13 protein-coding genes are annotated in these 13665 nt (G+C 69.3%); 8 read left to right on the top strand and 5 right to left on the bottom strand.

Features of this window, described 5'->3' with window-relative positions:
• Nucleotides 1-81: 81 nt before the first annotated feature.
• Nucleotides 82-1659: a DEAD/DEAH box helicase gene (locus CXY79_RS10295; protein WP_104101047.1), complete on the top strand. Its 1578-nt coding sequence runs from the start codon at nucleotides 82-84 to the stop codon at nucleotides 1657-1659.
• Nucleotides 1660-1796: 137 nt separating this feature from the next.
• Here CXY79_RS10295 and CXY79_RS10290 read toward each other — a convergent pair whose 3' ends face one another.
• Nucleotides 1797-2666: a PHP domain-containing protein gene (locus tag CXY79_RS10290; protein WP_104101046.1), complete on the bottom strand. Its 870-nt coding sequence runs from the start codon at nucleotides 2664-2666 to the stop codon at nucleotides 1797-1799.
• A gap of 13 nt (nucleotides 2667-2679) precedes the next feature.
• On the opposite strand from CXY79_RS10290, the gene CXY79_RS10285 reads away from it, so the two are divergent.
• Nucleotides 2680-3123, top strand: a complete 444-nt coding sequence (locus CXY79_RS10285) for a hypothetical protein (RefSeq protein ID WP_104101045.1) — start codon at nucleotides 2680-2682, stop codon at nucleotides 3121-3123.
• Between the two features lie 19 nt (nucleotides 3124-3142).
• A complete protein-coding gene (locus CXY79_RS10280) occupies nucleotides 3143-4684 on the top strand; it encodes an aminopeptidase P family protein (RefSeq protein WP_104101044.1) in 1542 nt (513 codons plus the stop codon).
• A gap of 16 nt (nucleotides 4685-4700) precedes the next feature.
• On the opposite strand, the gene CXY79_RS10275 is transcribed toward CXY79_RS10280, so the two are convergent.
• Nucleotides 4701-5282: a general stress protein gene (locus CXY79_RS10275; RefSeq protein ID WP_104101043.1), complete on the bottom strand. Its 582-nt coding sequence runs from the start codon at nucleotides 5280-5282 to the stop codon at nucleotides 4701-4703.
• 54 nt (nucleotides 5283-5336) lie between these two features.
• Here CXY79_RS10275 and CXY79_RS10270 point away from each other — a divergent pair, with 54 nt between their 5' ends.
• From CXY79_RS10270 to CXY79_RS10255, 4 genes are read left to right on the top strand one after another with little or no spacing between them, the layout of a single operon-like run.
• The gene (locus CXY79_RS10270; protein WP_104101042.1) at nucleotides 5337-6668 is read left to right on the top strand and encodes a magnesium transporter MgtE N-terminal domain-containing protein; all 1332 of its coding nucleotides are present in this window, start codon (nucleotides 5337-5339) and stop codon (nucleotides 6666-6668) included.
• On the top strand, nucleotides 6655-7251 hold the full coding sequence (locus CXY79_RS10265) for a DUF1003 domain-containing protein (protein ID WP_104101041.1): 597 nt from the start codon (nucleotides 6655-6657) through the stop codon (nucleotides 7249-7251). Before CXY79_RS10270 ends, CXY79_RS10265 begins: the two co-directional genes overlap by 14 nt.
• Entirely contained in the window at nucleotides 7244-8410 is a 1167-nt protein-coding gene (locus CXY79_RS10260) for an Mrp/NBP35 family ATP-binding protein (protein ID WP_104101040.1), read from the top strand. The genes CXY79_RS10265 and CXY79_RS10260 overlap by 8 nt, the downstream gene beginning before the upstream one ends.
• A 58-nt stretch (nucleotides 8411-8468) precedes the next feature.
• Nucleotides 8469-10019, top strand: coding sequence for a succinic semialdehyde dehydrogenase (locus CXY79_RS10255; RefSeq protein ID WP_104101039.1), 1551 nt, complete (start codon nucleotides 8469-8471; stop codon nucleotides 10017-10019).
• Between the two features lie 41 nt (nucleotides 10020-10060).
• Here CXY79_RS10255 and ppk2 read toward each other — a convergent pair whose 3' ends face one another.
• Nucleotides 10061-10930: a polyphosphate kinase 2 gene (gene ppk2 / locus CXY79_RS10250; RefSeq protein WP_369827975.1), complete on the bottom strand. Its 870-nt coding sequence runs from the start codon at nucleotides 10928-10930 to the stop codon at nucleotides 10061-10063.
• Between the two features lie 667 nt (nucleotides 10931-11597).
• The gene (locus tag CXY79_RS10240) at nucleotides 11598-11978 is read right to left on the bottom strand and encodes a Sec-independent protein translocase TatB (protein ID WP_104101037.1); all 381 of its coding nucleotides are present in this window, start codon (nucleotides 11976-11978) and stop codon (nucleotides 11598-11600) included.
• An 86-nt stretch (nucleotides 11979-12064) separates the two neighbouring features.
• On the opposite strand from CXY79_RS10240, the gene CXY79_RS10235 reads away from it, so the two are divergent.
• The gene (locus tag CXY79_RS10235; protein WP_104101036.1) at nucleotides 12065-12697 is read left to right on the top strand and encodes an O-methyltransferase; all 633 of its coding nucleotides are present in this window, start codon (nucleotides 12065-12067) and stop codon (nucleotides 12695-12697) included.
• 268 nt (nucleotides 12698-12965) lie between these two features.
• On the opposite strand, the gene CXY79_RS10230 is transcribed toward CXY79_RS10235, so the two are convergent.
• On the bottom strand, nucleotides 12966-13665 hold a 700-nt coding region (locus CXY79_RS10230), incomplete at its 5' end, for an HNH endonuclease signature motif containing protein (protein ID WP_233191406.1).

Genomic DNA, 13665 nt, shown 5'->3' with positions numbered 1-13665 from the left:
CCATCGGCATGGATCGATGGCCAGGTGCCCGAAGCAAAAGACGGGCGCATCCCGCTTCCAGCTAATGACAGGCAATAATTCGTGACTTTCTCCGAACTCAACATCGACCAGGACATGGTTCAGGCTCTCGCTGATAAAGGCATCATCGAGCCCTTCCCCATCCAGGTGCAGACCATCCCCCTCGCCCTGAGCGGCCAGGACATCATCGGTCAGGCCAAGACCGGCACCGGCAAGACCCTCGGCTTCGGCCTTCCGATCATTCAGCGACTCGGGCTCGACCCCGCACCCGGCGTGCAGGTACTCGTCGTCGTCCCGACCCGCGAGCTGTGCGTGCAGGTCTCCGAAGACCTCGAGATGGCTTCCAGCAACCGCAACACCAAGGTTGTCTCCATCTACGGCGGCAAGGCGTACGAAGGTCAGATCGAGGCGCTCAAGGCCGGCGCGCAGATCGTCGTCGGCACCCCCGGCCGGCTCCTCGACCTCGCCAGCCAGCGCCTGCTCAGCCTCGCCAACGTGAGCGAGATGGTGCTCGACGAGGCCGACAAGATGCTCGACCTCGGCTTCCTCGCCGACATCGAGAAGCTGTTCTCGCAGACGCCGCCCACCCGCCACACGATGCTGTTCTCGGCCACGATGCCGGGCCCGATCGTCGCCCTGGCGCGCCGGTTCATGAACCGCCCGATCCACATCCGTGCGTCCGACCCCGACGAGGGCCTGATGCAGGCCAACATCGAGCACCTTGTCTACCGCGCACACAACATGGACAAGGACGAGGTGATCGGCCGCATCCTGATGGCCGAGGGCCGCGGCAAGACCGTGATCTTCACCCGCACCAAGCGCGCCGCCGCCAAGCTGGTCGAGGAGCTCGGCGATCGCGGCTTCAACGCCACGGCCGTGCACGGTGACCTCAACCAGGAACAGCGTGAACGCGCCATGGCCTCCTTCAAGGCCGGCAAGAAGGACATTCTGATCGCCACGGATGTCGCCGCGCGCGGCATCGACGTGGACGACGTCACTCACGTGATCAACCACACCATCCCCGAGGACGAGAAGGCCTACCTGCACCGCGTAGGACGCACCGGCCGTGCGGGCAAGACCGGCATTGCGGTCACGTTCGTCGACTGGGACGACATGCACAAGTGGACGCTGATCAACAACGCGCTCGACTTCGGCACGCCGGTTCCGATGGAGACCTACTCGTCGTCGCCGCACCTCTATGCCGACCTGAACATCCCGGCCGGGTCGAAGGGTCGCCTCCGCGCCTCGCCCATCCGGGAGACCGCCGCCTCGGCTGCACGCACGGGTGGCGCAGGCCGTACCGGCGGCGCCGGCCGCTCCGACTCGGGCCGCTCTGACTTCGGCCGTTCCGGCGGGGGCCGCACCGGTGGCGACTCCTCGCGCTCGGGCGCCGGTCGCTCCGGCGCCGGTCACACCGACGCCGCACGCTCGGGCGCGAGCCACTCCGGCGAACTGGCCGGCAGCCGCCCGCCGCGCTCGCGCACCCGGGTCAGCGCGACCACCAACCCGGATGCCCCGGTCATCACCCCGGCCGCCGGCACTCACGACGGCGGCGGCGCCGAGCACCACGACGGCAACAGCGCCCCGCGGCGTCGAAGCCGCACGCGTCGCCACGCCCCGCAGGCCGGCACCCCCAGCTAGGCACCCCCTGCACGGCAGTTTCGGCCGTAAGCGCCTCCGCTTCGGCGGGGGCGCTTTTCGTTTGACTCCGCGGTGGCTCACGATAGGGCTCGCGGCGCATGGTAGACCGCGCGCCCGGTTCCCTAGGGTGGGCGGCGTCAGCCGTAGACGGGCGGCGAGCCCGTTCCCTGTCCGATGATGCGCTCGAGCACCTCGGGCGTCGTCGTGTTCTCGCCCAGGCGGTTCGGCTTGCCCTCGCCGTGGTAGTCGCTGGACCCGGTGACGAAGAGTCCGTACTTCTCGGCGAGCGCGTAGAGGTGGGCCTTCGCCTCGGGCCTGTTCTCACGGTGCTCGAGTTCGAGCCCGAAAAGGCCGGCCTCGGCCAACCGGGCCAGTTTCGCTTCAGGGATGACGTCGACCGCCCCGCGCGTCGCCGGGTGTGCGATGACCGGCACCCCACCGGCCGCGCGCACGAGGGTGATGGCCCGCAGCGGGTCCGGCGCGTAGTGGGGCTGGTAGTAGCCGGCCTCCCAGTGCAGTATTCCCGCGAAGGCCTCGCTCCGCGTGAGCGCGAACCCGCGGGCCACCAGTGCGTCGGCGATATGCGGGCGGCCGACCGTCGCATCCGGCGTGGTCTGTGCGAGCACGTCTTCCCAGGTCAAGGCGTAGTCGACGCCGATGCGCTCCACCATCTGCTCGGCGCGCACCAGCCGGGCCTGCCGCACCCGGGCGGTTTCGGCCACGATGCCGGCGTTGGACGGGTCGAACAGGTACGCGAGCAGGTGCACGCTGGAGAAGCCCACTCGGGTGCTGAATTCCATGCCGGGGATGAGTGTGAGTCCGGCGGTGCGGGCGGCAACACCGGCCTCGGCCCAGCCGGCGGTCGAATCGTGGTCGGTCAGTGCGACCGTGCCCAGGCCGGCCGCGGCGGCGGCCCGCACGAGCTGCGACGGGGTCTCCGTGCCATCCGACACGCTCGAATGCGTGTGCAGGTCGATCGGACCGCGGAATCGTCGAGCACCAAGCATCCCCCCATGCTAGTTGTGCGACGGACCCGGACCGTCCCGCGGGGTTCCCAGCCGCCGCCATCGCCGACTCGCCCTCGGCCAGAACGCCGACATCGTCACCCTGCCGGAAACCACCGAGGCCACCGGTGAGGCCATCGCCGAAGCCATGCGCGAGGGCGGACGTCCGATGTGGGTACACACCATCGCCTTCGACCAGATCTCCAAGGCCCGCTCCACGACCCTAATGATCAGCTCCGACCTGGGCGACTACACGGTCAGCGACGACGCCGGACCGGCGACCGGTGCGGGCGCCGTCGGCACCTGGCCGACTTTCGCGCCGGCCCTGCTCGGCTCGCCGATCGACCACGCGTTGGCCACCGCGAACTGGCAGGTGCAGGGCCTGCGCGTGATCAAGGCGGAAGACGGCGCAGGCAGCGATCACCGCCCGATCGTGGCCACCCTCGCCCCGACCTCCTAGCTCAATGGGACAATGGGCCATGGCCACTTCCAGCGAAACCGCGATCACCCCTGCTCCCCGATCGAACGAGAACCGCTCCACCACCCCCGGTTCGGCCGGGTTCAAGGCGTACATCTCCAACGACTGGGCCGAGCGCACCGAAGAGCTACCGCTCGCCCGCGAGCAGGCGCGCTTCGCGGCCGCCCGCCGCGAACTCCTTTCCGCAATGCACCCCGGACAGCGTTTGATCATCCCCGCCGGTCGTCTCAAGCAACGCTCCAACGACACCGACTACGCGTTCCGCGCGCACTCGGCCTTTGCGCACCTCACCGGCTGGGGCAGCGACGCCGAGCCCGGCGCCGTGTTGGTGCTCGAACCCACAGCGACCGGTCACGACGCCACCCTCTACTTCCGAGAGCGGGCCGGCCGCGACTCGGACGAGTTCTACGCAAACCCCGATATCGGCGAATTCTGGATCGGCCCACGCCCCGGGGTCGCCCAGGTTGCCGCCGACCTCGGCGTGCCGGTGCGCGGCATCGCCGACCTTGCCCTGGTCATGAACACGATCGACACCGAGAGCCTCGTGCTGCGGGAGGCCGACCCGCTCTTCACCACCGAGGTCGACGAGGCCCGCCTCCGATTCGCGGCGGAGAAGGTGCTCACGACCGACGCCTCCGACTCGCCGTTCAGCCTCGAGATCAACGGCGACCATGCCGCCGACGAGCAGTTCGCCCGCGGCCTGTCGGAGCTGCGCCTGGTCAAGGACTCCTACGAGATCGCCCAGATGCGCCTCGCCGTCGCCGCCACGGCCCGCGGCTTCGAGGACATTATCCGGGACCTGCCCCGCTCGAGCACCCACCACCGCGGCGAACGGCTCGTTGAGGGCGTGTTCAACACCCGGGCCCGGTCCGACGGCAACGCGGTCGGCTACGACACGATCGCCGCGTCCGGCCCTCACGCCTGCATCCTGCACTGGACCCGCAACGATGGCGCCGTCGTGCCCGGCGACCTGATCCTGATCGACGCCGGCGTCGAGGTCGACAGCTACTACACCGCCGACATCACCCGCACCCTCCCGGTGAACGGCACCTTCACCGACGTGCAGCGCCGTGTCTACGACGCCGTGCGCGAGGCAGCGGACGCCGCGTTCGCCATGGCGCGTCCCGGCGCCGTGTTCCGCGACGTGCACGCCGCGGCGATGGCGGTCATCGCGCGCCGCACGGCCGAATGGGGCATGCTGCCCGTCACCGCCGAGGAAGCCCTGCTGCCCGACAACGGCCACCACCGCCGCTATATGGTGCACGGCACCAGCCACCACCTCGGCCTCGACGTGCACGACTGCGCGCAGGCGCGCCGCGAGATGTACATGGACGGCGTGATCGAGCCCGGAATGGTGTTCACGATCGAACCCGGCCTCTACTTTCAGCCCGATGACCTGACGGTGCCTGCGGAGTACCGCGGCATCGGCGTGCGGATTGAAGACGACATCCTGGTCACCGCGGACGGCCCGGAGAACCTGTCGGCCGGCATCCCCCGCACCGTCGAGGAGGTCGAGGCCTGGATCGCCGCCCTCACCACCTAAACCTGACCGCGGACTGTCAGGGCAGCGGATGCTGCGGAGCCGCGGGCGGCTCTTCGACGCGAGGGGGCTCCGACGGATGCGGCGGGGCCGGCACCGTCTGCTCGGCCTCAGCGAGACCGGCGAGCAGGTTCCGGGCCCGATTGACCAGGGTGCCGTCGACGATCACTTGATAGGTACTGGCAATCACCTGCATGGTCGATGTGAAGTCGCGGCGACGTCGATTGAGCGCGGCGCTGACGACCCCGAACAGCATGCCGAACCCGGCGCCGATCATCACCGCGGCGAATACGAACGGCAGGCCCGCGCCATCCGGCGAGAAGATGAAGAACAGCAGCCCGAAGAACACGCCCAGCCAGGCGCCGGAGGCCGCACCGGCGAGAGCGACGCGCCCCCAGGTGAGTTTGCCGGTGACCCGCTCGACGGTTTTGAGGTCGTTGCCGAGGATGGAGACCTGCTTCACCGGGAAGTCGGACTTCGCCAGAGTGTCCACAGCTTCCTGAGCCTCGCCATAGGTGGCGTATGTCGCGAGCACCTCCCCCTTGGGTAAAACGGGGAACAATGCGGCCCTGCGCCCGCCGAAGGGGTTCTGATTGCTCATGAGTCCATTCTTTCACAGGACCGATCTGCCCTGAAGGTGGCCTAGATTTGATCTGTGTCTGCCACCAGAGTCTTCGTTGCCCGTTTGGCCGGGTGTACCGTTTTCGACCCCGCGGGAGACCGTGTGGGCAAGGTCAGGGACGTGCTGGTGGTCTACCGAAAAAACGACCCGCCCCTCGTCGTCGGCCTGATCGTGGAGATCCCGGGCAAACGCCGCGTTTTCGTGTCCATTGGGCGCGTCACCAGCATCGGTTCGGGTCAGATCATCACCACCGGCCTAATCAACGTGCGCCGCTTCGAGCAGCGCGGCGGAGAGGTGCGCGTCATTGCCGAGATGCTTGGGCGCACGGTGGTCTTCAACGACGGTTCCGGTGAGGCGACCATCGAAGACGTCTCGATCGAGGAGCTCCCCCAGGGCGGTTGGGCGATCAGCCAGCTCTTCGTGCGCCGCCCCAAGACCAGCCTGTCCCTCTTCGCGAAGGGCGCCACGACCTTCACGGACTGGGCCGAGGTGCGCGAGCAGACCACCGAGGGCCAGGCCCAGTCGGCCGAGCAGCTCATCGCCACCTACTCCGACCTCAAGCCCGCCGACCTCGCGAATACCCTGCTCGACCTCCCGCCGGAGCGCATGCACGAGGTTGCCGGCGAGCTACCGGACGGCCGTCTCGCCGACGCCCTAGAGGAGATGCCGGAAAGTGAGCAGGTCAGCATCCTGACCCGGCTCGGCGACGCCCGCGCCGCCGACGTGCTCGACCACATGCAGCCCGACGACGCCGCCGACCTGATCGCGCAGCTGCCGGAAGAGCTCGGCGAACAGCTGCTCGACCTGATGGAGCCGGAGGAAGCGGACGACGTGCGCTTCCTGCTCACCTACGCCCCCGACACCGCCGGCGGCCTGATGACGACCGAACCGATCATTGTCTCGGCCGATGCCACGGTCGCGGAGGGGCTCGCGCTCATCCGTCGCCACGACCTGGCGCCGGCCCTCGGTGCGGCCATCTGCGTCACCCTCCCGCCCTACGAGCCGCCCACCGGCCGCTTCCTCGGCATGGTGCATTTCCAACGGATGCTGCGCTACCCGCCCCACGAACGCCTCGGCACACTGCTCGACCAGGGTCTTGATCCCGTCACCGCCGACACCTCGGCCGCGGAGGTCACCCGCATCCTCGCCAGCTATGACCTCGTCTCCGTGCCCGTGGTCGACGAGAACCACCGACTCGTCGGGGTGGTGACGATTGACGACGTCCTCGACTATCTGCTGCCCGACGACTGGCGCAGCCACGATGGCAACGACGACGTGCGCCGCCGGGCCGAGGCCCGCACCGAACTGACCACGGGAAGCATCCCGCTGCACCACGGACGGAGGACCGGCAATGGCCCGAGCTAACCGAGCGGATCTCCGCCTCGACTCCCCCAAGGGTGTGCGCACGCCCGCCCTCGGCCGCAAGCGCCGGCGTAGCCGCGACCGCCCCAGCCGCGACCGCTTCGGCCGGTTCACCGAGGCCATCGCCCGCGGCATGGGCACGCCGTGGTTCCTGCTCGGGCTGACGTTCTTCGCCGTCAGCTGGATCGCCTGGAACACGCTCGCACCGGTGCAGTGGCGCTTCGACTCCGTGTCGCTCGGCTTCATCGCACTGACCCTGGTCTTGTCGATGCAGGCCTCCTACGCGGCCCCGATGATCCTGCTGGCGCAGAACCGCCAGGACGACCGAGACCGGGTGCAGTTCGAACAGGACCGGCAGCGCGCCGAACGCAACCTGGCCGACACCGAATACCTCGCCCGGGAGGTGGTGGCGCTACGCCTCGGCATGAAGGACCTCGCCTCCCGCGATTTCCTCCGCTCCGAGCTGCGCGCCCTTCTCGACAACCTGGAAGAGCGCGAAGACCCGGACAAGCAGACCCGTAAACGCCTCCGCAAGGGCGACCGCGAGCGAGACCGCGACCGCGAGGAGCGATCGCCCAGTGCCTGAGCCCCTCTTTTCCGCCGACCAGGTGCTCACCGCCCTGGCCCGGGTGATCGACCCGGAGATCCGCAAGCCGATCACCGACCTCGACATGGTCGCCGGGGTGCGGATCGTCGACGGCCGCGCCCTCGTGGGGATCCGTCTCACCATCGCCGGCTGCCCGGCGGCCCGGCAGATCGAGCGCGATGTGTTGCGCGCCGTGGAGTCCGTGGCCGGCCCCGGCAACGTGACCGTGGATGTGAGCGTGATGACGCGCGAGCAGCGCCGAGCGATGACGGAGAAGCTGCGCGGCGGCAAGGAAGCCCGCAGCAACCAATTCGGCCCGGACTCGCTCACCCGGGTCTACGCCATCACCAGCGGCAAGGGCGGGGTCGGCAAGTCCACAATCACCGCGAACCTGGCCGTGGCCCTGGCCCAGCGCGGCCTGCGGGTCGGCATCGTCGACGCGGATGTCTACGGGTTCTCCATCCCCGGACTCCTCGGCCTGGTCACCTCGCCTTCCCCCGAGACGGGCAAGTCAGCCGCGGTCAAGCCGACCCAGGTCGGCGAGATGATCCTGCCGCCGATCGCCTTCGACGTGAAGGTCATCTCGATCGGCATGTTCGTGGAGGACGGTTCCGTCGCGGTCGCCTGGCGCGGGCCGATGCTGCACCGCACGATCACCCAGTTCCTCACCGACGTTTACTTCGGCGACCTGGACATCCTGCTGCTGGACCTGCCGCCGGGCACCGGCGACGTGGCCATCTCGGTCGGGCAGCTTTTGCCCCAGGCCGAGGTCATCGTCGTCACCACCCCGCAACCGGCCGCCGCCGACATCGCCGAACGCAGCGGTGTCGTGGCCCGGCAGACCGGCCAGACCATCTACGGCGTGATCGAGAACATGGCCGGGATCGTGCAGCCCGACGGCACGGTGCTGGAGCTGTTCGGTTCCGGGGGTGGCGCCGAGGTCGCGCGCCGGCTCGGCGCCGGGCACGAGTTCCCCGTACCGTTGCTCGCCCAGGTTCCCCTCAGCGTGCCGCTCCGCAGTGGCGGGGACACCGGGGTGCCCGTGGTGCACGGCGACCCGACCGACCCCGCGGCCGTGGCCATCCGTTTGGTTGCCGACCGCCTCGCCACCCGGGCGCGCGGCCTCTCCGGATTGAGCCTCGGCATCACCCCAAAGTAGCGTCGCCGCACCGGCGCCGCGGCGGAGCGCACGCGCCGCCCCCACCTAGACTTTCGGCATGCCTGCCTCCCCCCTCGACCCTGCCGGGATCACGACTCTCACCCGCTCCATACGTTCCACGACGGGAGCCACGGTCACCGTGATCGCGCCCTTCACCGGGGAGGTGCTGCACGAGCTGCCCGTCAGCGGGCTGCCCGACGTGCAGGCGGCCTACGCGCAGGCGCGCCTGGCCCAGCTGGCCTGGGTGCGGGCCGGGTTCGCACGGCGCCGAGCGATCCTGTTGCGCGCGCACGACCTGATCCTCGAGCGACGCGGGCTGCTGCAGGACACCGTGCAGGCGGAGACCGGCAAGACCCGCGGCCAGGCCTTCGAGGAGGTCTTCCAGGCCGCCGGCGTCACCCGCTTCAATGCCCTCGCCGCGCCGCGCGTGCTGCGCGGCGGGCGCCGCCACTCCGCGATCCCGCTCGTCATCACGGCCACTGTGCGCTACCGGCCCAAGGGCATCGCGGGCGTGATCACCCCGTGGAACTACCCGCTCAGCCTCGCCGCCATGGATGTCGTGCCGGCCCTCGCCGCCGGCTGCGGCGTGGTGCAGAAGGCCGACGACCAGGGTGCGCTGAGCATCCTCTCGTTGCGTCAGGCATTCATCGACGCCGGCGTGCCCGAGCAGCTCTGGGCCGTGGTCGTCGGCGACGGCGCGGAGATCGGCGGGGCGGTCACCGCGGAGGCCGACTACGTCTGCTTCACCGGGTCGACCGCGACGGGCAAGCGGGTGGCGGCGCAGGCGGCCGGCAACCTCACCGGCGTCTCGCTCGAGCTGGGCGGCAAGAACCCGCTGATCGTGCTTGACGACGCCGACCCGGCCCGCGCGGCCGCCGACGCGGCCCCGGCCTGCTTCACGGCGATGGGCCAGCTCTGCGTGTCGATTGAGCGCATCTTCGTGCAGCGAGGTGTGGCCGACGCGTTCCTGCACGAATTCGTGGCCGTCACCCGGTCGCTCCGGCTCGGCGCCGACTACGACTACACGACGGACGTCGGTTCCCTCACCTCGCAGGCCCAGCTGGACCGGGTGAGCGCGCAGGTGGCCGACGCGGTCGCCCACGGCGCCACGGTCGAGGTCGGGGGCCGTGCCCGCCCCGACCTGGGACCGTTCTTCTACGAACCCACCGTGCTGACCGGGGTCACCCCGGCGATGGAGTGCTTCGCCGGCGAAACGTTCGGCCCTGTGGTCGCGGTCACCGTGATCGACTCGGAGCAGGAGGCCATCCTGGCCGCCAACGACAGCGACTACGGGCTGAACGCGTCGGTGTTCTCCGGTTCCGTGCGGCGGGCTCTGCGCGTGGGCGGGGCCCTCGAGGCCGGCAGCGTGAACATCAACGAGGGCTATCGCGGGTCGTTCTCCTCGGTGGCGGCCCCGATGGGCGGCCTGAAGCAGTCCGGTCTCGGCCGACGCAACGGCCCGGAGGGACTGCTCAGGTTCGTGGACGCCGTCACCATCGCGCGCCCGACGGGTCTCGTGCAGCTGCCGCGCACCGGCCACGACTTCGAGCGGCTGGCCGGGCCGATGCTGCTGCTGGCGGCCGTGCTGAAGGGCATCCGCCGCCGCTGACCCCGGGCAGCAGAGCCGTGACCCGGCTCCGCGAACCCGGCTCAGACGAACAGTTTGGCCGACGCCGCCGCCTGCTGGGCCGCCTGCTGGGCCGCCTTCTCCGGCGCCAGCTTCGCCGCCTCCGCCTTGGTCGCCTTCTTCGCGTTCTTCTTGATCTTGGCCTTGCCCTTCGGCTTCGCCGTGGGCTTTCCCAGCGTGGTCGTGATGTCCGGCACTGGCCGGTTCAGCTCGCGCGGCGGGCGCTCGTACTCCGAGCCGGCGGGGCGAGTCGGAATGGTCACCTGGGGCGGCTCGCGATGCGTGTAGGGGACGATCGACAGCAGGTGGCTGATCATGTTGAGGCGCGCGGCCCGCTTGTCCTCGCTCTCGACGACCCACCATGGGGCCTCCGGCAGATCGGTGTGCACGAACATCTCGTCTTTGGCGCGGGAATAATCGACCCACTTCGTGATCGAGAAAAGGTCGGTCCCGGACAGCTTCCAGCGGCGCATCGGGTCGTTCAGCCGTGACCGGAACCGCCTCTCCTGCTCGGTGTCGGACACCGAGAACCAGTACTTGACGAGCAGAATGCCGTCTTCGACCAGCATCCGTTCGAAGAGGGGCGCCTGGTGCAGGAACCGGCGGTACTCGTCGGGGGTGCAGTACCCCATCACGTGTTCGACGCCGGCGCGGTTGTACCAGGAGCGGTCCATCAGCACGATCTCACCCGTGGAGGGCAGGTGTTCGATGTACCGCTGGAAGTACCACTGGCCGCGCTCGCGCTCGGTCGGCACCGGCAGGGCGACGATCCGGGCGACGCGGGGATTGAGGAACTCGCTGACCCGCTTGATCGCGGACCCCTTGCCGGCCGCGTCCCGGCCCTCGAAGATCACGACGATGCGGGCCCCGGACTCCTTGACCCATTCCTGCATGGCGACCAACTCGGTCTGCAGATTGCGCAACTCGGCGGAGTAGACGGGCAGCGGCACCCGCTTGGGCTTCGCGTGGGTGTTCGACGGCTTCGACACGGTCACACTCCTCAGATACGTGGGTTCAGCGTAGCGTGCACGCATCGCCCGTATGGCCCGGCCTGCATATTCTGGTGCGCACTGCGCCGCTCACCGCCCGGCCCTCGGCCTCAGCCTCGGGTGGCACATACACCTGTTCGACCCCGGCACGCATTTCTCCTGCTCGAGAATCATCGCCGACGATCTATCGCCCGCCGTCGGACAGGCCGTCGTCTTTTCCCGGCTGGGCGACGACCGAGTGGCCGTGGCGGACACCGGCGAGGGTGCGGCCAACCAGGGGACCTTTCGCGCATCGCTCTTTCCGGCCGGGCGCCTGATCGTGGTCGACGAGGACTTCTCGTCATTCGGGCTGTCCGGCGAGGTCATCGCAGCGGTCGGGAACACGATCCGAGCGCACTCGGCCCGTGTCGCGGGTCTACGTGCCCGACCTGCCCGACCTGCCCAACGTACCCGTTCCCGACGTCCGCCAGCTCGAATACGCCGCGTCCGGTGTGCTCGTCACCTGGTTCGTTTGGCCGCGTGGCTACGTGGCCGCGTGGCTACGTGGCTGCGTGGCTTCGTGGCTGCGTGGCTACGTGGCTTCGGAGTCGAAGGGCGCCGGCAGTGTGGCGGCCTCCCTGGCGCGCTTGCGTTGCAGATAGGCGCCGTCGGGGTTCGGCACCGCCCGCGACACGGTCGCCGATTGGCCTTTCAGCTCGTCTTCGTCGGTGAGAGCTTCACGGATGATGCGGCGCGGGTCATACTGACGCGGGTCGAGTTTCTTCCAGTCGACGTCGTCGAAATCCGGGCCCATCTCGTCCCGCATCCGGTCTTTGGCCCCGTTGGCCAGGTTGCGGAGCTGCTTCACGAGACGGGCGAGCTGGGCGGCATAGTGGGGAAGCCGTTCGGGTCCGAGCAGGAAGACGGCGACAATCCCGATCAGTAATATCTTCTCGAAGGTCAAACCGAACATTCCCCCAGAATAACCCCCGGCGAGGCCTCCCCGGACCATGCCCGGCCCCCCTTAGGCTTGACCCATTCATCTACTGGAGTTGCGCTGTGTCTGACAAAGATCTGAACTGGAAATTCTCCGACGACTCAGTCGTGGAGTCCGACGCTGTGGCGCGGGCCAGACAGCAGTCCCTCGAACTCGGAATCGACGCGATTTCTCCGGCGGTCGGCGCTCAATCGGCCGTGATCGCGGCCGCCACCGGGGCCCGGAGCATTCTCGAGGTCGGCACCGGTGCCGGCGTCTCCGGCATCTGGCTGCTCACCGGCGCCCCCGGCGCCACCCTCACCTCGATCGACACCGAGGTCGACCACCAGCAGCACGCCAAAGCCAACTTCGCCGAAGCCGGCATCCCAGCGAACCGGGTACGCCTGATCACGGGCCGGGCAGCGGATGTACTGCCGCGCATGAACGAGAACTCCTACGACATTGTGTTCGTCGACGCCGATCCGCAGTGTGTGATCGAGTATGTCGAGCATGCTCTGCGCCTGGCCCGCCCGGGCGGAACCGTGCTCGTGGCCCACGCGCTCTGGCGCGGCCGCGTGGCCAACCCGGCCCAGCGCGACGATGTGGCGACCGGCTTCCGCACCCTGTTGACCGTCATCGCCTCGTCCACCGCAGTCATCAGTGCCCTCTCCCCTGTGGGCGACGGCCTGCTGCAGATCACCAAGCTCCGCGCCTAGACGGTCGAGCACACCCTCCGGTGGTCGAGCCGATCGGTGGTCGAGCCTGTCGGTCGTCGAGCCTGTCGAGACCCGGTGCGCCGGCTCCGGAGGCCCACACACCGGCATCCGTTGTCGCCGCCCGCGCTAACGGATGCCCCGGGCCGGGTTCGGAAGATAGCCCGCCTGGTTTCGACGACCTCGACCACCGGGCTCAGGTCGCTCGCGGCCGGGGATTTAAGCTGACGTCGGTCGAGCCGGACGAGACCGGTGACCCGATCCCGGGGACTCACCCTGACGTTGGTCGAGCCTGCCGAGGCCGAGACCGTGCCCGTGCCCGTGCCCGTGCCCGGTTGGCCGGGTTCCCTTCCGCGGCCCGCCAGGTGCGGGTGGGGTCGTAGCAGTAGGGTGCCCGGACTTGGGGTGTGCCGCGGATCATGCGGATGTTCCAGCCGGAGGTGTCGATGCTGTGGTGGTGGTACCAACACAGCAGGACCCCGTTGTCGATCTCGGTTTTTCCGCCGCGGTGCCAGGGGATGACGTGGTGTACTTCGCACCAGGCGGCGGGCACGGTGCACCCCGGAATGGTGCAGCCGCCGTCGCGGGCCGCGATGGCGCGGCGTTGGGCCCGGTTGAAGAAACGATTCTCGGTGCTGAGGCTGAGGACCTTGTTGTGCGGCCCGAACCGGATCTCCTGAAATCCGCCGGCGCAGAGCGCCTGCTTCACACTTGTCAGAGAGATCGGCGCTTCGACGCCGTCGATCCAACCCACCCCGCGGCCCGCGGTAAGGTCGGCCTGGTTGACGTGGATCATGACGGTGGGGGCGGCGCCGCCCATGGTCGGGGTCCCCGGGTCACGGGTGGCGGCTTCGAACACACTACGGAGGATGTCGGCGCGTTTCTGACCACCGTTACGGTCGTCGCTGAGGGCCGCGGCCTCCGCCCCCGGGATCAGCTGCCCGGCCGCCATGCGCGCTTGTTCTTCTTCG

Source organism: Cryobacterium sp. M96, from assembly GCF_002929845.1.
GTDB classification, from domain to species: Bacteria; Actinomycetota; Actinomycetes; order Actinomycetales; family Microbacteriaceae; genus Cryobacterium; species Cryobacterium sandaracinum.
This window is presented reverse-complemented; position numbering and strand designations above follow the sequence as displayed.